This is a genomic window from Paenibacillus sp. FSL W8-1187 (assembly GCF_037965485.1).
Taxonomy (GTDB): Bacteria; Bacillota; Bacilli; order Paenibacillales; family Paenibacillaceae; genus Paenibacillus_O; species Paenibacillus_O pasadenensis.
Genome location: NZ_CP150181.1, coordinates 1,174,674 through 1,198,386, shown reverse-complemented (window position 1 = coordinate 1,198,386; position 23,713 = coordinate 1,174,674). Strand labels below are relative to the sequence as shown.

The window sequence follows — 23,713 nt, the reverse complement described above, 5'->3', positions numbered from 1 at the left end:
ATTTCCTTCGCGGGCAGGAACTCGGCGCAGCTGCTTAACGAGGGAGTCGAAAGTACCTTCGCGGGCAGGAAATCGGCTTAGCGGCTGCCGGGCAGCCCCTAATTGAGCCGCCTTCCGTTCAATAGAATGAAGTTCGGCTTCAGCCCTTTGGAATCTATTTCCCAAAAGCACCACGGTTCTGCAGCCGATAGACGACTCCATCCTCCACGACGGCGATCGCTTCCTGCGGGTCTATGTCACGGATGGAGTAGATCTCCGCTCCGGTCCGGAACCGATTGGAGCCGAAATTGCCGGACTCGGCTGCTTCGTGATCGGAGTAGGCTTTGATCCGGCCCAGCTTCTCCTGCAATTGATCGGCGGAGATCGAGTCCTTCAGTTCGTAGATATGATCCCTGTAGATGACGAAATGAAACGCCCAGTCAGAGCTTGAAACCGAGCAGCCGCAAAGCAGAAGCAACACCAGCATGCCGCTTGCCCATCTTTTCAATGCAATCAGCTCCTTCGGACTTTCCTCCATTGTCGGATCAATTCCCTGCCTTTTCAAGGAGAGATAGGATACTACGAGCTCGACTACTATTTTATATGAAACGTCGTACAAACTCTCTATGAAATAGGTCTATTCCGACCGATTTGTACGATAAAACACACAAAATCTCCAACGGGATTTCCAAGACGGTCGAATTTGTAAGATAAATCATACAAATACGCTCTGAATGCTCTCCATGAGATCAAAGTTTGTATGATTAATCACACAAGCAGCTTCATTCTTTTTCGTCATGCGTCGCCAAGAGCCCTGGTCCCCTTGCGCGACAGGCCTTCGACATGATTCCGGCGCTTCAACAAGTTGCTGGCCTTCACCACTCTGCGAAGCATGCGGCGGTCAGTCCGCCCTGCTTGCAGAGACTGCTCCGGAGGATCAAGGAATCCGGGGTTCAGAGCAATCGGAGGGAGGGACTGCCCGCGCAGCGGGGGTTCGCTCTCGGCATGTCATGCCGAGCTGCACGCGAAGCGCAGCCAGCCCGCAGCCAGCCCCTGCGCCTCCCGACCGCACGCTGCCGCGCAGCGCAGCCGGCCCTCCCAACAAAAAAAGGCCCAGGCGCCATTCCGCGCCCAAGCCCGATCCCCATCCTTTACAGCCGCCCCGCCAACTCCCAATCCTTACAGCAGCCCCACCAGCTCCAGCCCATGCCGGATGCCGTCCTCGGCCACATCCTTCGTCACATGCTTCGCCGCCTTCTGCACGCTCTCGACCGCGTTGCCCATGGCGACGCTGTTGTGCACCGTCTGCAGCATCTCGATGTCGTTCAGCCCGTCGCCGAACGCATACACATCCTCCGGGCGCACGCCGGCGAGCTTGCGGTACGTCTCGATGCCCTGCGCCTTGGAGCCGCCGAGCGGCAGCACGTCCATCGAGAACTGATGCCAGCGGATGAACCCGAGCTCCGGGAACTCCTCGCGGTACTTCATCTCGTCGCCGATCGTGCAGAACAGCAGGCACTGGTAGATCTCGCGGCCGATATGGTAGTCCTTGTCCCAGGCCATCGTCTTGTCGACGAGCTCGAGCGAGGCCATGCTCTCCTCGATATAGTCGTGGCGCTCGATGTTCGCCTTCATCGCCTCGTCGTTCATGTAGACGATCGCATGGTCGAGCTCCAGCGCGCGCTCGGTGATCTTCTGCACAAGATCAGGACGGATCGGATTGCGCAGGATGACCTCTCCCCGACGCACCGCGAACTGGCCGTTGTAGCTGATGTACGAGTCGATGCCGAGCTCCTCGCGGATCTCCCGGAACATGAACGGGCCGCGGCCCGTGGCGATCGCCACCTCGTGTCCGGCGTCCTGCAGCTCGCGCACGGCCTGCTTGGCCGAAGCCGGGATGCGCTTGTCATGGTCGAGCAGCGTTCCGTCCACGTCGAAAAAAATCAGTTTGCCTGTCATCGATAGTCCCCCTTGAATGTCTCTTAAGCGGTGGCCGCTCCGTCCGCCGCCAGCGCCGCGCGCAGCCGCTCCGGCAGCTCCCGGCTCCGGCGCTCGGCCGCGTCCAGGCAGACGCTCGTCACCTCGGCATCGGCGCGCGCCGCGCCGCCGGCATCAAGCAGCTCCTGACGGAGCGCGTAGCTCGTGCGTCCGATCCGCAGCGCGGACGTGCGGACGACGAGCTTTTCCCCCTGCACGCACTCGCGGCGGTAGTTGATGTTCACGTTGACCGTCACCGTCTGGATGCCCATCTCCAGAAAAGCCGCGTAATCCAGCCCGGCGCGCTCATACCAGTCCTCCCGGCCCCACTCCAGATACTCCAGATACTTCGCGTTGTTCACATGCCCGTTGACGTCGATCTCCGTCGAGCGGACGACCAGCTCCAGCTCCGATGGCATCCCGAGCCCTCCTCCCCGCCACTCCGCCGGATACGGCAAAAAATCCGCCGACGGCGGATGGATCATGAAAGCGTTGCCGCCCAGCGGGCCAATCACAGACAGGATAACACAGGTTCCGGACAGGGGCAAAGCGCCTCCCCGGGCGCTCTTCGAGGCCGGGCATCGAGAGCAGGCTCTTTCCCGCATCGGGACGGGCCTGTATACTTACTTTTGCGAGCGGTTTTGGAAGTTCATGCCTTTGAAGGGGATGCTTGAATGACGATATCGAGGAGGCCGAGGGCGTTCATCGGCAGCTCCGCCGAAGCGATCCCGATCGCGCGGGCGGTCGCCGAAGCGATCGAAAGGCAGGTCGAGGTGAACGCCTGGTACGCCAATACGTTCCAAGCGAACGATTATACGATGGAGGCGCTCGAGCGCGAGCTGGATGCGAACGACTTCGGCATCTTCGTCTTTGCCGCCGAGGACGTCGCCACCATCCGCAATGAAACGCACTTCATCACCCGCGACAACACCTTGTATGAAATGGGGCTGTTCTGGGGGCGGCTCGGACGCAGGCGCGTCTTTTGCCTCGTGCCCAGCGTCGTGCCGCAGCCGAAGGAGGCCGGCCCGGCCTCGATCCATCTGCCGTCCGATCTGGACGGCCTCACCCTGCTCCGCTATGACGCCGCTCATTCGCGAGGTCCGCACAGCGGAGTATCCACGGCATGCGGGCGGATCCTGACGGCGATGCGCAGCGAAGGCCCGTTCAAGCAGCGGCATGAGATTCTCGCCGAGAGCGAGACGCTCGTCCAGCGCAAGGACAGCGTGCTGCATTTTTTCTGGGAGTTCCTCAAAAACGTCGACATCGCGGATGCGGAGCAGCGCTATGCCGCCTACGCCGAGGCGATCCGCAATTCCATCCTCCCTCCGGCCGGCTACCGCACGACAGGCGCCGCGCTCTGGAAGCTCACAGACGACGGGCATATCCGCCAGGTCGGCGGCAACGTAGGCCGCGGCCGGACGTTCCCGATCCGCGTCGACCAGGGAAGATCCGCGGAGGACGAGCCGATCATCGTCGTCAGGGTCCATCTGGACGGACGCTGGAGCTTCTTCAGCCGCAGGGCGATTGCTGACGTGCATGTCCTGTGTTATCCTTTGGGTAGTGAACATGTTCTGTCGGTCCATTTTTCGGGCAGCCGGCCTCTGGCCGCCGACCGATTGAAGGAGATTGTCGAGATGAACGACGATCTTCTGGCGACCGTCCGCAGCCTGATCGGAGGCGATTCGAGATGAAGCGTACCGGCAAGTCGAATAGTCGTGGATTCGGATCCATCAACGGCCGCAGCCGCGCCGGCCAGGCAGGAGCTCGGGCCGCAGCCGCCCGTCGGCTCAGGCCGATGATGGGCAGCCTGGCGGAGGACCCTGCAGCGGTCGTCGGCAGCCGGGTGTTTGTCGGGCCTTCCGTCGAGGGCGCCGATGTGGAGTTTATCGAGATCGTACGGGGCCCGGTTTCCGAACGGAAGCCGTCCTTCGCCCGCTAACGAAATGCAAGAGCGCATGGCCTCGGCCATGCGCTCTTTTCGTTTGGCTGACAGATCAGCCGGACACGGCAGTCGAGCCCGCAGCGGCGGCGGCCGGAGCGGCGGCAGCCGGAGCAGCGGCGACTGCGGAGGCCGCCTCCCGCTCCTCCTCGCGGACGAAGCGGGGCAGCGTCGCCAAATAGATGGCGGCCGCGACCAGCAGCAGCGCGCCGATGAACAGATGCAGCCCCTCGACCGAGAACAGGCTCGGGAACAGCCAGGCGATCAGGCCGAGCATCAGCGTCTGGCCGCCCATCATGATCGGGTCGATCCAGGCGTTGACCCGCCCCATCTTCTCCGGCGCGACGAGCTTCGGCAGCCAGCCGCCGATCGCGATATTGAACGGAGCGAGGAACAGCGCCGCGACGAAGGTGAAAGTGAGGTAAGCCCAGGGCGAGGTCGACCAGCCGAGGCCGAACACGCAGACCGCCGCAGCGGACATGCAGGCGATGATGACTTTGTGCAGGGCGAACTTGCCGACGAGCACCGAGCCGATCGTGCTTCCGATCAGGAAGCCGACGCCCATGAACACCGAGAACATCGAGACGTAGAACGGATAGTTCTCTCCGGCGAGCTTGTATTTCATCGTCAGCATGGGCAGCATGGCGAAGCAGCCGTTGATGAGGCCGAACAGGATGAAGCCGGCGAGCAGCGAGGCGAGCAGCTTGCGGCTCAGGATGTAGCGGAGGCCTTCGCGAAAATCGCCCCATACCGACGGCAGGCGCAGCGAGGAAAGGCGGCTGCGGCCGTTCGGCAGGCGGACCGCCTCCGGCACGCGCAGTCCCCGCAGCAGCAGCGCGCCGATCAGGAAGCCGATCAGATCGACCGTCACTGCGCCGAGCACGCCGACCGAGTGGTAGACGAGCGCGCCGAGTCCCGTGCCGAACAGCATGAACACGCCCATGATCGACTGGTTGAGGCCGGCCGCCCTGACGTACTGGCTGTCATGCAGGATGCCCTGCAGCATGGCGCTTTCCGCCGGATAGTAGAACTTCGTCACCGCGCTGCGGAGAAAAAGGAGCAGGAAGATCATCGGGATCCAGACGTCGGAGGCGATGGCTCCGACGATGAGCGCCGACAGGCCGGCGCGGATCCAGAGCGAGTTCTCGGCGATCCGCTTGCGGTCGAAGCGGTCGGCGAACACGCCGACGAACAGGAAGACGAGCAGCGTCGGCGCGGAGTACATCATCTCGGCGACCGTCGCGTAGGCGGGCTGGCTGGAGAAGCGGTCGAGCAGGTAGAACGCGAACGCCATCATGCCGATCGTCGCGGCCAGCTGCGAGCAGACCGTTGCGAAGAACAAGCGGGCGAACGTGCGGTTGCGGAACAATTCGATCATGGCGGATCCCATCCTTTTTCCGGGGAAGTAGTTCATCTGCTTCCAAGTATAGGATGGGAGGCCGTGTCCGATGAAGCGGCGCGGGGATGAACCTGCGCTCGTTCCCTGGCCTGCGAAGGGACTCGGTCCCGAGACGGAGGCGGGCGGGGACGGAGACGGGATGGAGGCAGGGCAAAAAACGTGAAGGTACCTGTTCGAGCCTAGTTGCTCGGTTTTTCCGCGTAACTCCGCCGCGAAGGCACCTGTTCGAGCCTAGTTGCTCGGTTTTTCCGCGCAACTCCGCCGTGAAGGCACCTGTTCGAGCCCAGTTGCTCGGTTTTTCCGCGTATCTCCGCCGTGAAGGCACCTATTCGAGCCTAGTTGCTCGGTTTTTCCGCGTATCTCCGCCGTGAAGGCGGTGGAATCACCGCTCAGGCCGCCCGTCGGCAGCCGAGCAACGCCGCCATCGCCAGCAGCGCGAGCGCCTGGGCGCCTGCGATGACGAGCGCGAGCGGCAGCGCGCTCGATACGCCGCCGAGTCCGGACAGCGGCGAGGCGAGCGCGCCGGTCAGAAACTGCAGCATGCCGAGCAGCGCCGAGGCGCTGCCGGCGGCTTGGCCGGCGTTTTCCATGGCGAGCGACGAAGCGCAGGTGCCGACGATGCCGACGCTCGAGACGACGACGAACAACGAGGCGAGCACCGCCCACAGCCCCAGGTCCAGCAGCGCCGACAGCAGCAGGCTGGCTCCGCCGGCCATCGCGAACCAGACGCCGGTCCGCAGCAGCCGCTCCGTGCTGTAGCGCAGCACGAGCCGGCCGGTCAGCTGCGAGGCGAGGATGATGCCGATCCCGTTGGCCGCGAAGATGAAGCCGTACGCGGACGAGCTGACGCCGTACACGCCCTGCAGCACGAACGTCGAGCCGGAGATGTAGGCGAACATCGCGCCGGACACGAGGCTCATCGTCAGCACGACGCCCATGAAGGAGCGGTCCCGGAGGAAATGGCCGAAGTTGCCGAGCGTCTGCCCCAGCCCGCCGGTCGTACGCCGCTCCCGCGGCAGCGTCTCCGGCAGCGCCAGCGCCGCCGAGACGAGCAGCAGCACGCCGAGGACCGTCAGGAAGTAGAACGTGCCGCGCCAGTCGGTGAAGCGCAGCAGCTGGGCGCCGAAGATCGGCGCGAGGATCGGGGCCGCTCCGTTGATGAGCATGAGGCGCGAGAAGAAGCGCGTCATCTCCCGGCCGGAATACAGGTCGCGCACGACGGCGCGCGCGATGACGATGCCGGCCGCTCCCGACAGCCCCTGCACGAGCCGGCAGAGCAGCAGCATGCCGATCGTCGGGCTCAGCGCGCAAAGCAGCGAGGCGGCCGCGTAGATGCCGAGCGCCAGCAGCAGCGGACGCCTGCGGCCGAGCGCGTCGCTGAGCGGTCCCGCCAGCAGCTGGCCGGCGGCGAGGCCGACCAGGCAGGCGGTCAGGCTGAGCTGGCCGAGCGACTCGGAGGCGCCGAGATCGCGGGTGAGCTCCGGGAGCGCCGGCAAGTACATGTCGAGCGAGAAAGGGCCGATCGCCGTCAGCGATCCGAGCATGACGGCCAGCCCCCAGTTGCGCGAGGCGGGCGCCGATGCCGCGACGGACGCTTCAGCTGGATTCGGCGGGTTTGATGGATTCAAGTCAAGTTCCTTCTTTCGAATTGTCGATGCTTTGGATTACTTGTTTATCCATGGGTTGAAAACGGAAGCCTTGCAACGCTCCAAGCCATGCACATTGCGGGTTACAACCGTTAAATGATGGGCAATGGCTGTAGCTGCAATCAGGCTGTCCATGACCGGCAGCGGCGTTCCGTTTCTTTCCGCTTGTCCCTGGATGCTGCCCCACGCAAGCAGGGTATCCAGATCAAGGGGGAGAACTCGCCCGTCAAACCGACTGCTCAAGTCCTGGTCGATCCAGACTTGCAATCGTTCGGCACGGTTTTTGTCGCTTAATTTGGAAATCCCTTTTTGTAATTCTCCAAACGTGATGACGCTTAAGAATAGTGTGGATTCGTCTCGTTCATCAATCCAGCGTAGGACGCCTGAATCGGGTTCCTTCTTTACAAGTTCGGAAATTACGTTCGTATCCAGAAGATAATTCATAAATCAACTTCCCGGGCGATATCCTGGCTTCGATCCAAATCGAGATCGTACAGAGGAGAGTCCTTGAAAAAATCCGTCAGACGCGTTTTCGGTTTCGTTAAACGTTGATATTCTTCCATCGACAGAACGACTGCTGCAGGCATCCCCCGTACCGTTATCATTTGCGGGCCTTCATCGGCTGCTTTCTTCACGACGGAGCTTAATTGATTCTTAGCGTCTTGAAGCTGCCACTGCATCATGAAAATCTCCTCCAATCGCAATCGGCTAGACTGTCTAGCTATAATTAGTATAGCACATCCTTAGCGTTTCATTCGCCCAAAATGGAAGCTATGCTAGCCCCATGGAGTGAAATAAAGTAAAATTCAATCATCACCAAATTATGTAAGAATTTCATCAACATTCAACTCCGATAAAATTGAGGTGCACGATGAAAGCAAAAATGATTGTCCTGCTGTTCGCTTCAACCTTGCTCCTGGCGTTCAGCTGCCCGGCCTACGCAAGCCCGCTTTATGACATTTATGAAGACGTAACGGAAACGGACTTAAAAGGCAGCTTGATCCTTTCTCCCGAAAGCTCCTTGGCGTTCATCAACGGGCACGATGTCTCCGGCGTCCAGCCGATCGTCAGAGAGGGAAGGACATTGGTCCCCCTTCGCTTTGTGTCGGAAGGATTGGGCGCTAAGGTTGCTTTCCATCCGAAAGACCAATCCATCACGATCCAATACGCCGGCAAGTCGATTCTCCTTCAAGCTGGAAAAAAGACGATTTCAATAGATGGCCGCGCGCACGAGATGGATGCAGCAGCAATCCGGTACAACCAATCCACCTATATTCCCTTGAGGCAGATCGGCGAGGCGCTTGATAAAAAAGTCGTCTATTTGAAAAAGACAACCTTCCAGCCCTACAGCTTGATCGTCATCCGGGATGCTGATGCCGCGGCGATCGAAAACTCCAGCCTCATGCTCGTCTGTCAATTGCTTTACCAAGGAAAAGCCATGGTTTACAGCGACCGCTTTACGAGCTTCATCAAAGAAGACGGCCAATTGTTCATCAGCACTAATTTCTACTCTTTCCATCCTTTTGTCTATCATGACTATGTTCCGGTGAAAAACGAGGTTCGGCTCGGGGACATCTGGTTCAATACCGACATAGGCCATTTTTATTTGAATTATGCCTTCGGCACGACTCAGGAATTTATTTTATATCGTGTGGATGGAGAAACGATCACCCGGGTAGCGGTTGAAAAAGCCCCGATCAAGGCAGTGAAAACGTATCGGGACGATGTCTACTTTTTGACAAGCTATGAGCGCGGCTTGCTCAATGCCCATGAAACGACCAATCTGAAAGCGGCAACGTTCCACGACGGGAAATGGACGGCGGACTTTTTGGGGGAGCCCGGCTATTATTACGGCTTTGACACGTTGGGCAAAGCCTATGAATGGCCGATCACGGATGACGGCATCTCTACCTTCGGCTATCAACGCTCCGGGAATCTAAGCTCGGAAGAAAGGAAAAAAACGTTTGGGTTTTATCAGCTCGATCTGAAGGGGCATCGCCACGAGCGTATGACGCGATAAAAGCAACGGCCCGTCGAAGCTCTCCTTGAGAAGAGTTTCAACGGACCTTTGCTTCAATGCGGATGTTCGGCATGCTCCCTGCGCTAGCGAGGCAGCTTCACAGCCATAAGCCTGCCCTTCGTCTGCACGATCAGCACATCGCCTGTCTTGAGCGTCGGCCCGTACTCGCGCGAGCCTGTCGCCACCTTGAGCAGCGGCTCCGTCGTCTGCAGGTCGAAGCCGTACAGATACCCGTCCGACTGCGCGCTGAAGATGCGGTTCCCGTAAATCTCGCTGCGCACGACCGGGTTGTCGGCCAGCCACGTCACCGGATGGCCGTTGGCCGTCTTGATTCCATACAAGCCGCCGTTGTCCTGGCTGACCAGCAAAATGCGCCCTCCCTGCGGCGGTCCGGCCAGCTGCATCCGCTCATTCCGCTTGAAGTAGGTCTCGACGGGTTTGGCGCCTGCCGCATAAGACTTGAAATCAAACTTGAACAGCTTCGCGCCGCCCCCGTCCACGTACAGGTCGTTTTTATCCAGCGCCAGGATCGGGCTGCGGATCGGATAAGGCGGCGAGCCTTCCACTTCATAGTCGTAGAGGCGGGTTCCCTTGACGGCTCCGCTCCTCAGGCTCAGCACCGGCATCTCAATCTGCCGCTCGGGCGTACGATCCATGTCCGCGAGCATCCACATCTCTTTCACCGTATAAACGAGCCCGTCCCGGACGAGCAGAGGCGCGCCTGTTCGGTTCGCCGTCCACAGCAGCTTGCCCGTCGCCGCGTCGACCGCATTGAGCTGGGTCGAGGTGATCGCTCCGGATACGACATACGTCAAAAGCAGCACTCCGTCATGCTCGGACAAGCTGTACGGCCCCATGCCCATCGGCTCCTTGACGTCCGCCCACAACCGCTTCCCGTCGGAGGCGCGCAGCGCGGTCAGGCCATCGTCGTTGAGCGCATAGATGCGGTCCTTTCCGATGAACGGAGTTCGGCCGTCCGCCTGCATGCCGGCCTGGGAGATCCATTTCCTCTTGCCGGTGGCAGCCGACAGCGCCGCGATGCGGCCGTCCTTATGGACGACGACCGCCAGATCCGCGGCCAGCTTGACGAAAGGCCTCAGGTCCTTTCCGTAAGAGAAAAGCACCTTGCCGTCAGCCGCGCTGCGGGCGACGAGCTTCGAGCCGGAGATCGCGTACACGATGCCGTTCTCTGCCGCCGCGTTGCCTTCATAGAAAAAGCCGTTCGCTCCCGGTACATCGATGGAAGCAGTCCATAGGGGCTTCGCCAATGGAGCGGTCCGCTCCGCCGGGGCATAGCCCGGAACCGACAGCGACGGCATTTCCGCTCGCACCGGCGCAGCAGACAGGACAGGGACGAGCAGCAGCGCGGCGCCGAGGATGGCGCAGCCGGCTCGACGAAAAGCTTTCGAGGCCATTTTCTTCCTGCGAAAATCAATCATTTAAAATGACTCCTCTCCACGACCGGCCGAAGAAGAAGCCTTTCGAACGGCCTGATCGGTCTAATAGGGCGACTCCCATTTCCAGTTGCACCCATATCTAGACGAGCCATCCGGCAAAAGGTTGCGCGTCGTGGAAGGAGCCTGATCGCAAATGAATTCGCTCTTGCTGTCGACCGGCTCGGTCGCCCTTGCAGCCGCCTGCCTCGTGCTGCTGTCCATTCTCGGCTGGCTGCTCGCGGCGACGCGGCGCAAGCCCGGCGGCGCGGCCGCCGCTCCAGCCCCCCTCCCGGACCCCGCCGATCACGGCTTCCTCCGCATGCTGCGGTGCGCAGGACCGATCCTGCTCGGCATGCTGCTCGTGCTGGCGCTCGGCCTCGCCTCGATCGGCTTCAGCCTGCTCGGCAGCGTGGATGGCCCGCGCTCTCAGCCGGGCGACATCGCCTTCCGGCTGTCCGTCGATCGTGGCCTCTACGAGATTCAGCCGGTCTGGCAGCGCGAGCCCGAAGGCTCCGATCTCGGCCGCGATGCGGTCCTGCTCGTGCTCCCGTACGGCACGACTCCAGCCGATGCCTCTCCCGCTCTCCAATCGGAGAGCATGGAGACTCGCCGGCTGCGCAGCGAATTCGTCGCGTGGGGTCGTTCCTTGCCCGATCCGCCTGCGGCTCCAGCCTACCTGATTCCCGTCGATCCGGCACGGCCGGAGATCGTCTCCTTCCGCCTGCCGGAATCCGTCGATCCCGGCTCGGTCCGCCTCTTCTACGCCCATGGCCGAGCGGAGCCGATGGACCTCCCCGAGCTCTGGTTCCGTGAGATCCGGCACTCCGATCTCGCCTCGCCGCCTCGCCGCTGACCGGCACTCCGATCTCGCCTCGCCGCCTCCCCGCTGACCGTCACGCCTGCTCCGCCCGCTCCCGCCGCTGCTGCCGCCCGTACCAAGCCGCCAGCGCCGCTGCGATCGCCATGAAGATCGCGCTGGACGCGACCCCGGCCTGCAGCCCGTACCGTTCGACCGCCGCGCCGCCGACGATCGGGCCGATGATCTGTCCCGAGGCGAAAAAAGCCGTCGCCAGGCTCAGGCAGGCCGCATACGCATGGTGCGGGACTTGCCGGCGAAGCAGCGCCGTCGTCATGAGCGGCGGCGTAATGAACGACACGAGCCCGACCCCTGCCGCTCCCATCACGGTGACCCACATCTCGTCGAAAATCGCCCCGCCCGCGCCGAGCGTCCCTAGCGCCAATCCGATCGCAAGCGTATGCCCGCTCGGCCACCGGTCGATCGCTTTGCCTCCGATCCATCCGTTGAACAAGCCGGCGAAGCCGATTCCCGACCAGATCAGCCCGGCATAGAGGGTCGGAACGCCTTTGCTCGTCACATAGGGAATCAGATACGTGAAGTAGATGATGTAGCCCCAGCCGAAAAAGAAATACGAAGCGACCAGCAGCAGATGCTTCTTCGGGCTGAGCAGGAGGCGATATGCCCTTTCGCTCGCATCGTGCTGCTGCGGCTCCGGCCGGGAGCCTGCGGGATGGGCTGCGGCTTTCCTCGCGGAAAGCTCGAATCCGCAGGCGGCCACGATGCCGAATGCGCCCATGAGCGCCCAGGCATGCCTCCACCCTTGCAAGCGCGCAGGATCGATGGCGAAGGGGGCGAGAAATCCCGTCAGCAGAATGCCGGCGGAGCCGCCGAGCCAGATGAGGCCCGAGGCCGTCCCTCTTTCCTCCGGCCGGACAGCATCCAGCGCGATCGACAGCACCAGCACGGTCGCGAACGCCGACAGCCAGCCGGTCGCCAGCCGCCACAGCCCGAGCTGCACGAGGCGCCCGCTGAACGCCGAGCCGATCAGCGTCAGACCGAGCAGCAGGCAGGAGGCCCGGTTCATCGCCGCCCTGCGGCCAGGGAACCGCGCGATCAGCAGAGGGAGGCTCAAGGTTCCGGCCAAATACCCGATGAAGTTGACGGTGCCCAGCGTCCCCAGCTGGCCGTAGCTTCCCCCGATCGCCCTCTGGATGCCCGGCAGGAGCATGCCGTAGGACAGCCGGGAAAAGCCGAGGATGACGGCAAACAGCAGCGACGCCCAGAGCGTGAGCGGATTGAACGCGGAGCGCATCTCCAGGACGGCCCCCTGCTCCGTCGCAGCCGTCATCCGTGCAACCGGACGATCTCCGCTTCGATGCCCATCTGCTCGCAAAGCTTGCGGATGCGGCGCATGTCCAGCGCGGTCGAGATCCATTCGCAGCCTGCGGCGGATGCCTCCTGAGCCGCCCATTGCAGCACATAGACCAAGGCATCGGCATGCGCCTCCTTCGTCGCGAAGTCCTCCAGCACCAGCGTGCCGCCCTTGACCGAAGCACGCGCGTACGCCCAATGCTGGCCGGCGAAGCTGCGGGCGGCGAACCGCGTCGCCCCCTCCGCTTGGACGGCGGCGGAGAGCATCTCCAGCCATTTCCCGTAAGCGCCGGCTCCCGTCGGAGCTTTCGGATTCCCCCATTCCAGCGAATCGGCGGCCAGCCTGCGCAGCTCCTCGCCCTCCTCCACCCGTCTCCACTGCTCGCCCAGGAACGCGCTCGAAGGATCCGCCTTGAAGCGGACCTGCCAGGCGCGCTCGCGGATCGGGATGCCGTCCGCATGCAGCAGCTCGGAGACGGGAACGGAGGCCAGGCCTTCGGCTTGGGCATGGCGGACGAGCGAGCGGACCGCCTGCGGCGTCTCTTTTGCGTTTTCGTTGGCATGGAACACGAGGATCGCCCCCGGGATCAGCGCCGGAATCGCCCGCTCCACGAGCTGGGCGCTCGGCGGTCCCGACCAGTCGACCGTATCCTCCCCTTCGACGAGCAGGTAGTCCCACTCCCGCAGCCATTCCAGGTTCTCTTCCCGATAAGAGGCGTAAGGAAACCGCAAGATCGCCGGAGCCGGCCGGCCCGTCGCTTCCTGATAAGCGAGCTCGGCCAGCTGCAGCTCCTCGAAAAAGACGTCCCGGCTCACCTCCGCCATCCGGCGGTGATGGTACGTATGCATGGCGAGCTCATGGCCTCTGGCCAGCAGCTCCCTTGCCTTCTGCGGATGGCGGTCGAACCACTCGCCCGTCAGGAAAAACGTCCCTCGCGCGCCCCCCTGCTCGAGCGCCTCGAGCCAGGCGTCGATCGAGATCCGCATCGGACCGTCATCGAATGTAAAGGCGCATACAGCCGCCTCCGGATTGCCGTGAGTTATTGTTGCCGCTGTCATGGTGCATCCCCCTTTGGAGGCATCGCTTCCATGCGGATGCCGTCGGCCCTATTGTAAAAGGCGAGGAATGTTTTGTAAAATTGAATAATATGAACCATTCATTCGATAAACGCAAACAAAGGAGAGAGCCATGGATCTTCGTGCCTTAAAAACCTTCGAGGCCTGCGCGCGTCTCGGACATTTCCTGAAAGCCGCCGAGGAGCTCCAATACGCCCCCTCTACGGTCACCTTGCAGATCCAGCGCCTCGAGGCGGATCTCGGCGCTTCCTTGTTCCTGCGCGACGGCAAGCGCATGATCGTGACCGAGGCCGGCCGCTGGCTGCAGCAGGAGGCCGCGGCGCTGCTGAAGTCGATCGGGACGATGAGGCAGACCGTATCGGATATTGCGGCGGGTGAGAGCGGCTCGGTGCGCTTCGCCGCGATCGAGCCGGTCGCCAGCCAGCAGCTCGCGGCCGTCGTCGCGGATTTTTGCATGAAGCGGCCGGACGTGGACGTGTCGATGGAAGTAAGCGGCAGCCGGTCGATCGCGGAGCGGGTTCGGGACGGCGAGCTGGACTTCGGCATCTGCTCGGCCCCGCCGGCCGCGCTCCTGCTGGAGTTCGAGCCGCTGATCGAGGAGCGGCTGGGGGTCATGCTGCGCAAGAGCCATCCGCTGGCCGGCCGAGACCGCATCGAGGCCCGCGATCTGGCGGGCCATGCCGTGCTCGTCAAGGAGCCGACCTGCATCTATCGGGAGCTCTGGGACAAGGCGATCGGTCCGACGGGACGCGACCGGATCGCCTGCCGGGAGGTCGGAAGCTTCTACGTCATCCAGCGAATGGTCAAGGCCGGCTTCGGCATCGGCATCGTCCCGATGTACAGCGGGCTGGAGCAGGACGGCTCCTTGTCCATCCGGCCGCTGGCCGATCTGGAGCCCGTCGTGCAGGTCGGCCTCGCTTCCCGAACCAAGCCTTTGCTCGGCAAGGCGGCCCTGTCGTTGATGGAGGCGGTCCGAGGCATCGGAGAGCCCGTCCCGAACGCCGGGTAAGCTCCGGGCTCTCGCCCCCGGATGCAAAAAAAACCGTTTCGAGCCATGTCTCCATGGCTCGAAACGGCTTTCCTGCCGGCGAGGCTCCTCAGCCGGCCAGATCCTCGATGGACGAGACGTCCATGTACGACGGCACGACCAGGCCGAGCTTCGTTCCCTTCAGGTTCGCGCCGAGGTCCTCGTACTTGCCCTCGTACTGCTCCGCATAGTCCTTGTGCGTGATCGGCAGCCAGGCCGCGACCATCGCGTCGGCGTCGCCGCCGGCTACGCCTGCCCACATCGGGCCGGCCTCGACCTGCATCAGCTCGGTCTTGTAGCCGAGCCGGTGCTCGAGCACCCAGCCGACGACATTCGTGCTGGCGATCTCGGAATCCCAGGCGACGTAGGCGAGCTTGATCGTCTCGCCGGCGCCCGGCTCGATGCCGTCGACCCAGCCGTCGATCATCGCCGCGTTGTCCTCCGCCCAGGCGGCGGCAGCATCGGCCGGCTCCGCGCCTTCCTGCACGGCCGCCATCACCTTCGCCATGTCGGCGTCGGTCCACTCAAAGCGGTCGAGGAAGGCATAGGCCGACGGAGCATCTTCCTTGAGGCCGAGACGGGCGACCGTGCGGATCTCCTCGTCCTCGCCGAACGACTTCTTCGGATCGTCCAAGTACTTGAGGTCGTACTTGGCGAACATCCAGTGCGGCGTCCAGCCGGTGACGATGATCGGGTCCTCGTTCTTGACCGCCTTGTCGAGCGCGACGGCCATCGCCGCCGAAGAGCCCTCGACGAGCGTCCAGTCCGTCAGGCCGTAGTCCGTGACGGCGCGGTCCGCCGCGGCCATCAGGCCGGCGCCGGGGTCGATGCCGATGATCTTGTGGCCTACCGCCGCGCCGATGGAGCCGCTGCCGCCGCTCCCGGACGCTTCTCCGCCTGCGTTTGCGCCCTCATTGCCGTTCGACGAGCAGCCTGCCAAGACCAGCGCCGTCGCGATCGCGGCGGTTCCAAGCGTCTTCATCCATTTTTTGTTCAACGTTTACCCTCTCCTGTCTGCTTGTCTTTTTCCTTTGACCAGATGCTGCGTCAGGCGGTCCAGGAAGATCGCCAGAATGACGATCGCCAGCCCCGCCTCGAAGCCTTTGCCGGTCTTGATCTGGCTGACCGCCCGATAGACGTCCGCTCCGATGCCCTGCGCGCCGATCAGCGACGCGATGACGACCATCGACAGCGCCAGCATGATCGTCTGGTTGATGCCCGCCATGATGGAAGGCACGGCCAGCGGCAGCTGCACCTTGACCAGCTTCTGCGCCGGCGTCGAGCCGAACGAGTCGGCCGCCTCCACGAGGTCGGCCGGCACCTGGCGGATGCCGAGGTTCGTCAGCCGGATCGTCGGCGGCACGGCGAAGATGACCGAAGCAATGACGCCGGGCACGACGCCCAGGTTGAAAAACGTCACGGCCGGGATCAGATAGACGAAGGCCGGCATCGTCTGCATGAAGTCGAGGATCGGCGTCACGATCTGCTGCGTCCGCTTGCTGCGGGCGCAGGCGATGCCGATCGGGATGCCGATGACGATGCTTACGATCGCCGACGTCAGCACGAGCGCGAGCGTATCCATCGTATGGTCCCAGTACCCGAGGTTGTCGATCAGGAACAGTCCGACGAGCGTGAACAGCGCCATCTTCCAGCGCATGAACCGCCAGGCGAGAGCGGCCAGCAGCACGATCATCGCCAGCGCGGGCAGCAGATGCAGCACGTAGGAAATGCCCTCGACCGCGCCTTCGATGCCGGCCGCGATCGGATCGAGCACGAACCCGAGGCTGCTCTCGATCCAGTCGACCGCCGCGTCGACCCATTTATCCAGCGGAAGTTTCGGAAGCATCTCCGTCCACCTCCCGTCCCGGCACATGTCCGGCCAGCGCGCCGAGCACCGCTCCGCGCACGATGACGCCGACAATGCGGCCGGTCTCGTTCACGACGGCGACCGGCACCTTGCTGCTGCCGACGAGCTCGAACAGCTCGTTCAGCAGCACGCCGGGAGCGACCGTCGGCGCATCGCGGATGACGATGTCCTCGAGCGGCAAGCCGCGGCGCGCCGCCTCCGAGGCGTCCTCCGCCGTCAGCACGCCGATCAGCCGGCGGCTGCGGTCGGTGACGAACAGATTGGAGATGCCGCTCTCCCGCATGAGCTGCAGCGCGACCCGCGCGCCGCGGTCGATGCCGATCGTCTCCGGCCGGCGCATCACATGCGCCGCCGTCAGCACCTTGGACAGATCGACATCCTCGACGAAGCGCTCGACGTATTCGCTCGCCGGATTGACCATGATCTCCTCCGGCGTGCCGATCTGCACGATCGCGCCGTCCTTCATGAGGGCGATCCGGTCGCCGATGCGCAGCGCCTCGTCGAGGTCATGCGTGATGAAGACGATCGTCTTTTTCATCGTGTCCTGCAGATCGAGCAGCTCATCCTGCATGTCCTTGCGGATCAGCGGATCGAGCGCGCTGAACGCCTCGTCCATGAGCAGGATGTCGGGATCGTTCGCCAGCGCGCGGGCCAGCCCGACGCGCTGCTGCATGCCGCCGCTCAGCTCGTCGGGATAGCTGTCCGCCCGCGTTTCCAAGCCGACCAGCTTCAGCGCCTCGCGGGCTTTCGGCTCCCGCTCGGCCTTCGGCACCTTTTGCACCTCGAGCCCGTACTCCACGTTCTCGAGCAGCGTGCGATGCGGGAACAGGGCGAACTTCTGGAACACCATGCTGATCTTTTTCTGCCGCACGGTCCTCAGCTGATCCGCCCCGAGCCGCGTAATCTCCTGCCCGTCGATCTCGATCATGCCCGATGTCGGCTCGATCAGCCGGTTGAGCAGCCGGACGAGCGTCGACTTGCCGCTGCCGGACAGCCCCATGATGACGAAGATCTCGCCCGGCTCCACCGAAAAGGACACCCGATTGACCCCTACCGTATGTTTCGTCTCGTTGAAAATGCGGTCCTTCGACCAGCCCTGACCGAGCAGGGCGGAAATCCGTTTCGGATCCTCGCCGAATACCTTGGTCAGGTCCTTGACTTCAATGATGGGCAAATGCCTGCACCTCCTTGCGCCGCGGCCCCATCGGCCGGGCATTCACTCGAACCAGTCTAGCGAATGAAACCCGAAACCGTCAACCGTTAATTCCGTATATTTCGTATGTACGGTTTTTACTGTACAAAGTATATCTCCCATATCCTCCCGTTTCCTTACCGATCCTCCCCATCGCGTCGCTTTACTTTGGGGAATTTGTCTCATACAATTATTTTGTCAGCCGAGAAGGCGATGAAGGAGCGGACAAGATGAACGACAAATTTGCCGGACTGGAGCCAGATCAGGAGCAGGCGATCCACAAAGCCCGCAAGCGGGTGATCGAGTCCATCGGCAAGAACATGGATCTGTACGGGATCACGCAATCGACCGGGCTGCTGTACGGCCTCATGTTTTTCCAGGACAAGCCGATGAATCTCGACGAGATGGGACAGGCGATGGAGATGAGCAAGACCAGCATGAGCACGGGCATCCGGACGCTGGTCGATTTGAATATGGTCAACAAGGTGTGGGAAAAGGGCTCGCGCAAGGACCTGTACGAGGTCGAGCGGGACTGGCATCAGACGTTCGCGGACTTTTTCGTCTTGAAATGGCGGAAAGCGGTGGAGATGAACCTGACGGCGCTGCGGCGCTCGCAGAACGAGCTCGTCAAGCTTGCCGAAGGAGCGTCCGCGGAGACAGCCGAGCCGGTGCGGGCGGCCGTGGCCGGCGATCTCGACAAGATCGGCCAGGCGATCGCCTATTACTTGTGGCTGGACCGGGTCATCGACTTGCTGGAATCCGGCGGCATCTACGAGCATGTGCCCAAGGAGCCGGACTCCGACTGAGGCATGGCGCGGACGGACAAGCCCCGCGCGGGCAGCGGCTCGTCCCGAGCCTTGAGCCTGCGCGAACGAGAGCGGGAACGGAAGGAAGCTTCCGTCCCCGCTTTTCGGCATGCCTTTTTTCGCCTTCCGACCTCTAATTTAAATGGGATTTTTCGTCTATTTTTGCGGGTATTTCCTATTCCTTCCTTCATGCTAAAATGCAGATGCGCCCTCATGATAGCGCTTCCAATAAGAAGCGCCGAGCGCCAATCCACAAGCGAAAGGAGGACCGCAGCCCGCCGCTGCCGGCCTTGCCCGGCCTCTCAACCCGAATCGTAAATCAAAGGAGATGAACGTAATGAAAAAAACAACGCGCATGACCGCCTTCCTCAGCGTGCTGATCGGCTCGCTGCTGCTGTCCGCCACCGCCTTCGCCGCCGTCTGGACAAGCTCGGCCCAATGGGGCAGCTGGTCGAACGGCGGCTACACCGTCTACAACAACATCTGGGGCAGCGGCGCCGGCACGCAGACGATCTGGGCCGACTCGTACAGCAAATGGGGCGTGACCGCCAACCATCCGAACACGGGCGGCATCAAGTCGTACCCGAACAGCACTCGGCCGATCAACACGCAGCTGGCGGCGCTGTCCAGCCTCAAGAGCTCCTTCAACGTCACCGTGCCATCGAGCGGCTCGAGCTTCGTCGCCGCCTACGACATCTGGAGCGGCAACAACGCGCATGAGATCATGCTGTGGATGAACAAGCAGGGCGCCGTCGGTCCGATCGCCGGCTCCTGGGATTCAAACGGCAATCCGGTCGCGAACTTCACGAACGTGAGCGTCGGCGGCCATACGTGGAACGTGTACAAGGGCAGCAACGGCTCCAATGACGTGTTCTCCTTCGTCCGCACGAGCAATACGAACTCCGGCACGGTCGACGTGCTCGCCATCCTGAACTGGTGCAAGTCCAAGGGCTGGATGGGCAACGAGATCGTAAACAGCGTGCAGTTCGGCTACGAAATCACCTCCGCGCCGAACGCCACGTTCACGACGAACAGCTACTCCGTCAGCTTCTCGTAAGCCGCAGCCGGATCGGACGAGCGCACCGGCGGAGCCGCTCTCTGCGCCGCCGCCGGTGCGCCGTCATCCGTTCCATCCCTGAAAAAAGGGGCTGTCCCACGAGGCCGAATCGAATCGGCCTTGCGGACAGCCCCTTTTTCCATGCCGCTTCCCGGCAAGGGAAGCGGCGGCTTCGGGCGGTTCATTTGCGATGCATCTTGAACTCGAGGAACAGCTCGTTGTAATGCGACAGCATGCGCTTGCCGAGGTTGTCGTACACCTCGAGCCGGCTCGTCAGCTGCGGCGGCGGATAAAAGCGCTCGTCGGAGCGGATCTCCTCCGGCAGCAGCGGCACCGCGTCCTTGTTCGGCGTCGAGTAGCCGACGTACTCCGCGTTGCGCGCGGCATGCTCGGGCTCGAGCATGAAGTCCATGAACCGGTACGCGCCGTCCAGGTTGCGGGCCGTGCGCGGGATGACCATGTTGTCGAACCAGACGTTGGAGCCTTCCTTCGGAATCACGTAGTCCAGCTTGTCGTTCTCGTCCATGATCTCGGCCGCGTCGCCCGACCAGACGACGCCGGCAGTAGCTTCCTCGTTCGCCAGCAGCATCTTGATCTCGTCGCCGACGATCGCCTTGACGTTGGGCGTCAGCTTCTGCAGCTTGGCCAGCGCCTCCTGCAGATGGGCTTCGTTCGTATCGTTGAGCGAGTAGCCGAGGCTGTTGAGGCCGAAGCCGATCACCTCGCGCGCGCCGTCGACGAGCATGAGTCCGTTGCCCAGGCGCGGGTCCCACAGATCGTCCCAGCTGTCGAACACGAGCCCGTCCGGCACGAGCTCCGGATTGTAGACGATGCCGACCGTGCCCCAGAAGTACGGGACGGAATAGCCGTTGCCCGGATCGAAGCGCAGGTCGAGGAAGCGCTCGTCGATATGCTTCAGGTTCGGCAGCTTGGCATGGTCAATCGGCAGCAGCAGCCCCTCCTGCTTCATCTTGTCGATCGCGTACTCCGAAGGCATCGCCACGTCGTACGTCGTGCCGCCCTGTTGGATCTTGGTCATCATCGCCTCGTTGGAGTCGAACGTCTGGTAGATGACGGTGATGCCCGTCTCCTTCTGGAACTCCTCGAGCAGCTCGGGGTCGATGTAGTCGCCCCAGTTGTAGATGGTCAGCGTATTGGCGCCCGAGTAGCCCTGGCTGGAGTTCAGCCAGGACGTGAGATACAGGCAGCCGAGCGCGACGACGAGGATCGCCGCGAACGAGCGGATCAGGCTTTTCATGGCGTTCCCTCCTTGGCCGCTCCACGCGCCGCGCCGCCGCGGCCGGCCGCCGCCTGCGCGCCCGTGCCGCTGCGCCGCGTGAGGAAGTAGTACCCCGCCACCAGCAGCATCGTGAACAGGAAGATGAGCGTCGACAAGGCGTTGATCGACAGCGAGATGCCCTGCCGCGCCCGCGAGTAGATCTCCACCGACAGCGTGGAGAAGCCGTTGCCCGTCACGAAAAACGTGACGGCGAAGTCGTCGAGCGAATACGTCAGCGCCATGAAGAAGCCGGCGAAGATGCCGGGCTTGATGAACGGCAGCACGACGCCGGTCAGCACCTGCCAGCGGCTCGCGCCGAGATCGCGCGCCGCGTCGATGAGCGTCGGGCTCATCTCCTGCAGCTTGGGCAGCACCATCAGCACGACGATCGGCACGCTGAAGGCGATGTGCGCGAGCAGCACCGACACGAAGCCGAGGCGGATGCCGATCATCGTGAACAGGATCAGGAACGACGCGCCGATGATGACGTCGGGGCTGACGATCAGCACGTTGTTGAAGCTGAGCAAAGTGTTTTTCGTCCGGCGGCGGCGCGCCTCGTGGATCGCCAGCGCGCCGAGCACGCCGAGCACGGTCGACAGCAGCCCGGACAGCAGGGCGATGACGAGCGTGTTCAGCACGATGATGAGCAGCCGCGTATCGGCGAACACCTCGCGGTACCAGTCGAGCGTGAAGCCGTCGTAGCCGTGCATCGTGCCGCCGCTGTTGAACGAATAGGCCATCAGATAGAAGATCGGCGCGTACATGATCGCGAACACCGCGATCAGATACAGGTTGGACCAGCGCCAGCGCCTGCTCTCGCTCATCGGATCACCCCCTTGCGCTGTCCGGCCGCGAACATGATCGCCACCATGACGAGGATGAGGAACACCGCGATCGTCGAGCCCATGCCCCAGTCCTGGGTGACGAGGAAATGCTGCTCGATCGCCGTGCCGAGCGTAATGACGCGGTTGCCGGCGACGAGGCGCGTAATCATGAACAGCGACAGCGCCGGGATGAACACCGCCTGGCAGCCGGCCTTCACCCCGTCGATCGTCAGTGGGAACACGACCTTGGCGAACGTCGTCCACGCCGAGGCGCCGAGATCGCGCGCAGCGAACACGAGCGACGGATTGAGCTCCTCGAGCGCGTTGAAGATCGGCAGGATCATGAACGGGATGAAGATGTACACCGAGACGAACACGAAGCTGAAGTCGGTGAACAGAATCTGCTGCGTGCCGATGCCGACGAGCTCGAGCAGCTGGTTGACCGAGCCGTACGTGCCGAAGATGCCGAGGAACGCATACACCTTGAGCAGCAGGTTGATCCATGTCGGCAGGATGATGAGCAGTAGCCACAGCTGCTTGTGCTTGGCGCGCGTCAGCGCCCATGCCGCCGGATAGGCGACGAGCAGCGAGAACAGCGTGATCAGCAGCGCGTACCAGAACGAGCTGACCGTCATCCGCAAGTACACCGGAGTGAAGAAGCGCGCGTAGTTGTCGAGCGTCAGCGCGCCCTCCACGTCGAACAGCGAGCGGTACGCGATGAGCGCGATCGGCGCCGCCACGAACAGCACGATCCACAGCGTGTACGGCACGAGGAAAAGATTGCGGCTGCGGGCGGACACTAGCTGTTCCCTCCCGGGCGGCCGGTCTCGACGATCGGCGGCCCTTCGCCAAGCTCGCGCCGCTTTGCGGCTTCCTCGGCAATTTCCGCTTCCTCATAGCCCTCGAGGCGGCGGTCGAAGTCCTCCTCCGACTCGCCGAAGCGCATGACGTGGATCGCCTCCGGGTCGAAGTCCAGCCCGATCGCCTCGCCGACGACCGCCTTGCGGGTCGAGTGGACCATCCACTCGTTGCCGGAGTCGTCCATGCAGATGATCTCGTAGTGCACGCCGCGGAACAGCTGCGTGTCGACGGTCGCGGCCAGCTTGCCCGCTCCCGCCGCCGTCATCTCCAGATCCTCCGGGCGGATGACGATCTCGACCGGCTCGCCGCGCCGCAGGCCGCGGTCGACGCATTCGAACTCCTTGCCGGCGAACTCGACGCGGTAGTCGTCGAGCATGCGCCCCGGCACGATGTTGGACTCGCCGATGAAGTCCGCGACGAAGCGGTTGATCGGCTCGTCGTAGATGTCGGTCGGCGTGCCGCTCTGCTCGATGATGCCTTTGTTGAGCACGAAGATCTCGTCCGACATCGCCAGCGCCTCCTCCTGGTCATGCGTGACGAAGATGAACGTGATGCCGAGGCGGCGCTGCAGCTCGCGCAGCTCGTACTGCATCTCCGTGCGCAGCTTGAGGTCGAGCGCCGACAGCGGCTCGTCGAGCAGCAGCAGCTTCGGCTCGTTGACGATCGCGCGGGCGATCGCCACGCGCTGGCGCTGGCCGCCGGACATCTCGCGGATCTCCCGCTTGCCGTAGCCCTCCAGGTTGACGAAGCGCAGCGCCTCCTCGACCTTGCGCTCGATCTCGTCCTTCTTGAGCTTGCGGATGCGCAGGCCGAAGGCGACGTTGTCGAACACGTTCAGATGAGGAAACAGCGCGTAGTCCTGAAACACCGTATTGACCTGCCGCTTGTTCGCGGGCAGGTCGTTGATGAGCTTGCCGTCCATGCGGATCTCGCCGCTCGTCGGCTCCATGAAGCCCGCGATGAGGCGGAGGATCGTCGTCTTGCCGCAGCCCGACGGGCCGAGCAGGGTGTAGAACTTGCCCCTCTCGATGTCGAAGGATACGTCGTTCAGCACGGGAACGCCGTCCTCGTATTGCTTGGTTACTCCCCGGAACGAAATGACCGGTACCTGCTCCATGCCGCAGCTTCCCTCCTGTTCAGCGCCTGTGCGTCTGTCC

General features: G+C 62.9%; 24 protein-coding genes. 7 read left to right on the top strand and 17 right to left on the bottom strand.

Going from position 1 to position 23,713, the window contains the following annotated elements; genetic code table 11:
* Window positions 1-154 precede the first annotated feature (154 nt).
* From NYE40_RS05190 to NYE40_RS05180, 3 genes are all read right to left on the bottom strand, one after another.
* Window positions 155-487 carry a hypothetical protein gene (locus NYE40_RS05190; RefSeq protein WP_146000501.1) on the bottom strand — a complete coding sequence of 111 codons (333 nt, stop codon included), beginning with the start codon at window positions 485-487 and terminating at the stop codon, window positions 155-157.
* 671 nt (window positions 488-1,158) lie between these two features.
* A complete protein-coding gene (locus tag NYE40_RS05185; RefSeq protein WP_339279447.1) occupies window positions 1,159-1,938 on the bottom strand; it encodes a Cof-type HAD-IIB family hydrolase in 780 nt (259 codons plus the stop codon).
* A gap of 23 nt (window positions 1,939-1,961) precedes the next feature.
* Entirely contained in the window at window positions 1,962-2,375 is a 414-nt protein-coding gene (locus NYE40_RS05180) for an acyl-CoA thioesterase (RefSeq protein ID WP_339279445.1), read from the bottom strand.
* Window positions 2,376-2,630: 255 nt separating this feature from the next.
* Between NYE40_RS05180 and NYE40_RS05175 the strand changes: the two genes are divergently transcribed.
* Both NYE40_RS05175 and NYE40_RS05170 read left to right on the top strand, forming a co-directional pair.
* Complete coding sequence (locus NYE40_RS05175; RefSeq protein ID WP_339279443.1) at window positions 2,631-3,647, top strand: nucleotide-binding protein; 1,017 nt, start codon at window positions 2,631-2,633, stop codon at window positions 3,645-3,647.
* Window positions 3,644-3,895 (top strand): hypothetical protein, encoded by a 252-nt coding sequence (locus tag NYE40_RS05170; protein ID WP_127464482.1) that lies wholly within the window; start codon window positions 3,644-3,646, stop codon window positions 3,893-3,895. Before NYE40_RS05175 ends, NYE40_RS05170 begins: the two co-directional genes overlap by 4 nt.
* Before the next feature lie 55 nt (window positions 3,896-3,950).
* Here NYE40_RS05170 and NYE40_RS05165 read toward each other — a convergent pair whose 3' ends face one another.
* The 4 genes from NYE40_RS05165 to NYE40_RS05150 form a co-directional block, all read right to left on the bottom strand.
* Window positions 3,951-5,273, bottom strand: coding sequence for an MFS transporter (locus tag NYE40_RS05165; protein WP_180968452.1), 1,323 nt, complete (start codon window positions 5,271-5,273; stop codon window positions 3,951-3,953).
* Window positions 5,274-5,683: 410 nt separating this feature from the next.
* A complete protein-coding gene (locus tag NYE40_RS05160) occupies window positions 5,684-6,922 on the bottom strand; it encodes a multidrug effflux MFS transporter (protein WP_339279442.1) in 1,239 nt (412 codons plus the stop codon).
* 36 nt (window positions 6,923-6,958) lie between these two features.
* Window positions 6,959-7,384: a type II toxin-antitoxin system VapC family toxin gene (locus tag NYE40_RS05155; protein WP_339279440.1), complete on the bottom strand. Its 426-nt coding sequence runs from the start codon at window positions 7,382-7,384 to the stop codon at window positions 6,959-6,961.
* Window positions 7,381-7,623 (bottom strand): type II toxin-antitoxin system Phd/YefM family antitoxin, encoded by a 243-nt coding sequence (locus NYE40_RS05150; protein WP_101808600.1) that lies wholly within the window; start codon window positions 7,621-7,623, stop codon window positions 7,381-7,383. The genes NYE40_RS05155 and NYE40_RS05150 overlap by 4 nt, the downstream gene beginning before the upstream one ends.
* A 188-nt stretch (window positions 7,624-7,811) precedes the next feature.
* On the opposite strand from NYE40_RS05150, the gene NYE40_RS05145 reads away from it, so the two are divergent.
* Window positions 7,812-8,960, top strand: a complete 1,149-nt coding sequence (locus NYE40_RS05145) for a copper amine oxidase N-terminal domain-containing protein (RefSeq protein ID WP_339279438.1) — start codon at window positions 7,812-7,814, stop codon at window positions 8,958-8,960.
* 83 nt (window positions 8,961-9,043) lie between these two features.
* Here NYE40_RS05145 and NYE40_RS05140 read toward each other — a convergent pair whose 3' ends face one another.
* Entirely contained in the window at window positions 9,044-10,399 is a 1,356-nt protein-coding gene (locus NYE40_RS05140) for a PQQ-binding-like beta-propeller repeat protein (RefSeq protein ID WP_153782887.1), read from the bottom strand.
* A 151-nt stretch (window positions 10,400-10,550) separates the two neighbouring features.
* On the opposite strand from NYE40_RS05140, the gene NYE40_RS05135 reads away from it, so the two are divergent.
* Window positions 10,551-11,249 (top strand): hypothetical protein, encoded by a 699-nt coding sequence (locus NYE40_RS05135; protein WP_153782886.1) that lies wholly within the window; start codon window positions 10,551-10,553, stop codon window positions 11,247-11,249.
* Between the two features lie 40 nt (window positions 11,250-11,289).
* Here NYE40_RS05135 and NYE40_RS05130 read toward each other — a convergent pair whose 3' ends face one another.
* Together NYE40_RS05130 and NYE40_RS05125 are read right to left on the bottom strand one after the other, a co-directional pair.
* Complete coding sequence (locus tag NYE40_RS05130; protein WP_244912766.1) at window positions 11,290-12,543, bottom strand: YbfB/YjiJ family MFS transporter; 1,254 nt, start codon at window positions 12,541-12,543, stop codon at window positions 11,290-11,292.
* Window positions 12,540-13,625 carry a polysaccharide deacetylase family protein gene (locus NYE40_RS05125; RefSeq protein ID WP_339279436.1) on the bottom strand — a complete coding sequence of 362 codons (1,086 nt, stop codon included), beginning with the start codon at window positions 13,623-13,625 and terminating at the stop codon, window positions 12,540-12,542. Before NYE40_RS05125 ends, NYE40_RS05130 begins: the two co-directional genes overlap by 4 nt.
* Before the next feature lie 130 nt (window positions 13,626-13,755).
* Here NYE40_RS05125 and NYE40_RS05120 point away from each other — a divergent pair, with 130 nt between their 5' ends.
* The gene (locus NYE40_RS05120; RefSeq protein WP_101808595.1) at window positions 13,756-14,652 is read left to right on the top strand and encodes a LysR family transcriptional regulator; all 897 of its coding nucleotides are present in this window, start codon (window positions 13,756-13,758) and stop codon (window positions 14,650-14,652) included.
* Between the two features lie 88 nt (window positions 14,653-14,740).
* On the opposite strand, the gene NYE40_RS05115 is transcribed toward NYE40_RS05120, so the two are convergent.
* Genes NYE40_RS05115 through NYE40_RS05105 form a run of 3 tightly spaced genes read right to left on the bottom strand, consistent with a single transcriptional unit; the run spans window position 14,741 to window position 17,711 of the window.
* Complete coding sequence (locus tag NYE40_RS05115) at window positions 14,741-15,652, bottom strand: glycine betaine ABC transporter substrate-binding protein (RefSeq protein WP_101809416.1); 912 nt, start codon at window positions 15,650-15,652, stop codon at window positions 14,741-14,743.
* Window positions 15,653-15,670: 18 nt separating this feature from the next.
* Window positions 15,671-16,516 carry a proline/glycine betaine ABC transporter permease gene (locus NYE40_RS05110; protein ID WP_028598076.1) on the bottom strand — a complete coding sequence of 282 codons (846 nt, stop codon included), beginning with the start codon at window positions 16,514-16,516 and terminating at the stop codon, window positions 15,671-15,673.
* Window positions 16,491-17,711: a glycine betaine/L-proline ABC transporter ATP-binding protein gene (locus NYE40_RS05105; protein ID WP_101808594.1), complete on the bottom strand. Its 1,221-nt coding sequence runs from the start codon at window positions 17,709-17,711 to the stop codon at window positions 16,491-16,493. The genes NYE40_RS05110 and NYE40_RS05105 overlap by 26 nt, the downstream gene beginning before the upstream one ends.
* A gap of 248 nt (window positions 17,712-17,959) precedes the next feature.
* On the opposite strand from NYE40_RS05105, the gene NYE40_RS05100 reads away from it, so the two are divergent.
* Together NYE40_RS05100 and NYE40_RS05095 are read left to right on the top strand one after the other, a co-directional pair.
* Complete coding sequence (locus tag NYE40_RS05100) at window positions 17,960-18,535, top strand: transcriptional regulator (protein WP_028598078.1); 576 nt, start codon at window positions 17,960-17,962, stop codon at window positions 18,533-18,535.
* Between the two features lie 337 nt (window positions 18,536-18,872).
* Window positions 18,873-19,592 (top strand): glycosyl hydrolase, encoded by a 720-nt coding sequence (locus NYE40_RS05095; RefSeq protein WP_101808593.1) that lies wholly within the window; start codon window positions 18,873-18,875, stop codon window positions 19,590-19,592.
* Between the two features lie 181 nt (window positions 19,593-19,773).
* Here the strand turns inward: NYE40_RS05095 and NYE40_RS05090 are convergent, their stop codons facing one another.
* The 4 genes from NYE40_RS05090 to NYE40_RS05075 are packed head-to-tail and all read right to left on the bottom strand — an operon-like array spanning window position 19,774 to window position 23,673.
* Complete coding sequence (locus tag NYE40_RS05090) at window positions 19,774-20,850, bottom strand: ABC transporter substrate-binding protein (protein ID WP_101808592.1); 1,077 nt, start codon at window positions 20,848-20,850, stop codon at window positions 19,774-19,776.
* On the bottom strand, window positions 20,847-21,695 hold the full coding sequence (locus tag NYE40_RS05085) for an ABC transporter permease (RefSeq protein WP_101808591.1): 849 nt from the start codon (window positions 21,693-21,695) through the stop codon (window positions 20,847-20,849). The genes NYE40_RS05090 and NYE40_RS05085 overlap by 4 nt, the downstream gene beginning before the upstream one ends.
* Window positions 21,692-22,495: an ABC transporter permease gene (locus NYE40_RS05080; RefSeq protein WP_028598081.1), complete on the bottom strand. Its 804-nt coding sequence runs from the start codon at window positions 22,493-22,495 to the stop codon at window positions 21,692-21,694. The genes NYE40_RS05085 and NYE40_RS05080 overlap by 4 nt, the downstream gene beginning before the upstream one ends.
* Entirely contained in the window at window positions 22,495-23,673 is a 1,179-nt protein-coding gene (locus NYE40_RS05075; protein ID WP_084136834.1) for an ABC transporter ATP-binding protein, read from the bottom strand. The genes NYE40_RS05080 and NYE40_RS05075 overlap by 1 nt, the downstream gene beginning before the upstream one ends.
* Window positions 23,674-23,713: the final 40 nt, after the last annotated feature.

Excerpts from the sequence above, each read along its gene's own strand:
- NYE40_RS05175 (WP_339279443.1), top strand. The coding sequence starts at position 2,631 with ATGACGATATCGAGGAGGCCGAGGGCGTTCATCGGCAGCTCCGCCGAA.
- NYE40_RS05090 (WP_101808592.1), bottom strand. The coding sequence starts at position 20,850 with ATGAAAAGCCTGATCCGCTCGTTCGCGGCGATCCTCGTCGTCGCGCTC.
- NYE40_RS05150 (WP_101808600.1), bottom strand. The coding sequence starts at position 7,623 with ATGATGCAGTGGCAGCTTCAAGACGCTAAGAATCAATTAAGCTCCGTC.
- NYE40_RS05180 (WP_339279445.1), bottom strand. The coding sequence starts at position 2,375 with ATGCCATCGGAGCTGGAGCTGGTCGTCCGCTCGACGGAGATCGACGTC.
- NYE40_RS05145 (WP_339279438.1), top strand. The coding sequence starts at position 7,812 with ATGAAAGCAAAAATGATTGTCCTGCTGTTCGCTTCAACCTTGCTCCTG.
- NYE40_RS05115 (WP_101809416.1), bottom strand. The coding sequence starts at position 15,652 with ATGAAGACGCTTGGAACCGCCGCGATCGCGACGGCGCTGGTCTTGGCA.
- NYE40_RS05125 (WP_339279436.1), bottom strand. The coding sequence starts at position 13,625 with ATGACAGCGGCAACAATAACTCACGGCAATCCGGAGGCGGCTGTATGC.
- NYE40_RS05185 (WP_339279447.1), bottom strand. The coding sequence starts at position 1,938 with ATGACAGGCAAACTGATTTTTTTCGACGTGGACGGAACGCTGCTCGAC.
- NYE40_RS05110 (WP_028598076.1), bottom strand. The coding sequence starts at position 16,516 with ATGCTTCCGAAACTTCCGCTGGATAAATGGGTCGACGCGGCGGTCGAC.
- NYE40_RS05135 (WP_153782886.1), top strand. The coding sequence starts at position 10,551 with ATGAATTCGCTCTTGCTGTCGACCGGCTCGGTCGCCCTTGCAGCCGCC.
- NYE40_RS05155 (WP_339279440.1), bottom strand. The coding sequence starts at position 7,384 with ATGAATTATCTTCTGGATACGAACGTAATTTCCGAACTTGTAAAGAAG.
- NYE40_RS05085 (WP_101808591.1), bottom strand. The coding sequence starts at position 21,695 with ATGAGCGAGAGCAGGCGCTGGCGCTGGTCCAACCTGTATCTGATCGCG.
- NYE40_RS05100 (WP_028598078.1), top strand. The coding sequence starts at position 17,960 with ATGAACGACAAATTTGCCGGACTGGAGCCAGATCAGGAGCAGGCGATC.
- NYE40_RS05165 (WP_180968452.1), bottom strand. The coding sequence starts at position 5,273 with ATGATCGAATTGTTCCGCAACCGCACGTTCGCCCGCTTGTTCTTCGCA.
- NYE40_RS05120 (WP_101808595.1), top strand. The coding sequence starts at position 13,756 with ATGGATCTTCGTGCCTTAAAAACCTTCGAGGCCTGCGCGCGTCTCGGA.
- NYE40_RS05075 (WP_084136834.1), bottom strand. The coding sequence starts at position 23,673 with ATGGAGCAGGTACCGGTCATTTCGTTCCGGGGAGTAACCAAGCAATAC.
- NYE40_RS05170 (WP_127464482.1), top strand. The coding sequence starts at position 3,644 with ATGAAGCGTACCGGCAAGTCGAATAGTCGTGGATTCGGATCCATCAAC.
- NYE40_RS05095 (WP_101808593.1), top strand. The coding sequence starts at position 18,873 with ATGAAAAAAACAACGCGCATGACCGCCTTCCTCAGCGTGCTGATCGGC.
- NYE40_RS05130 (WP_244912766.1), bottom strand. The coding sequence starts at position 12,543 with ATGACGGCTGCGACGGAGCAGGGGGCCGTCCTGGAGATGCGCTCCGCG.
- NYE40_RS05140 (WP_153782887.1), bottom strand. The coding sequence starts at position 10,399 with ATGATTGATTTTCGCAGGAAGAAAATGGCCTCGAAAGCTTTTCGTCGA.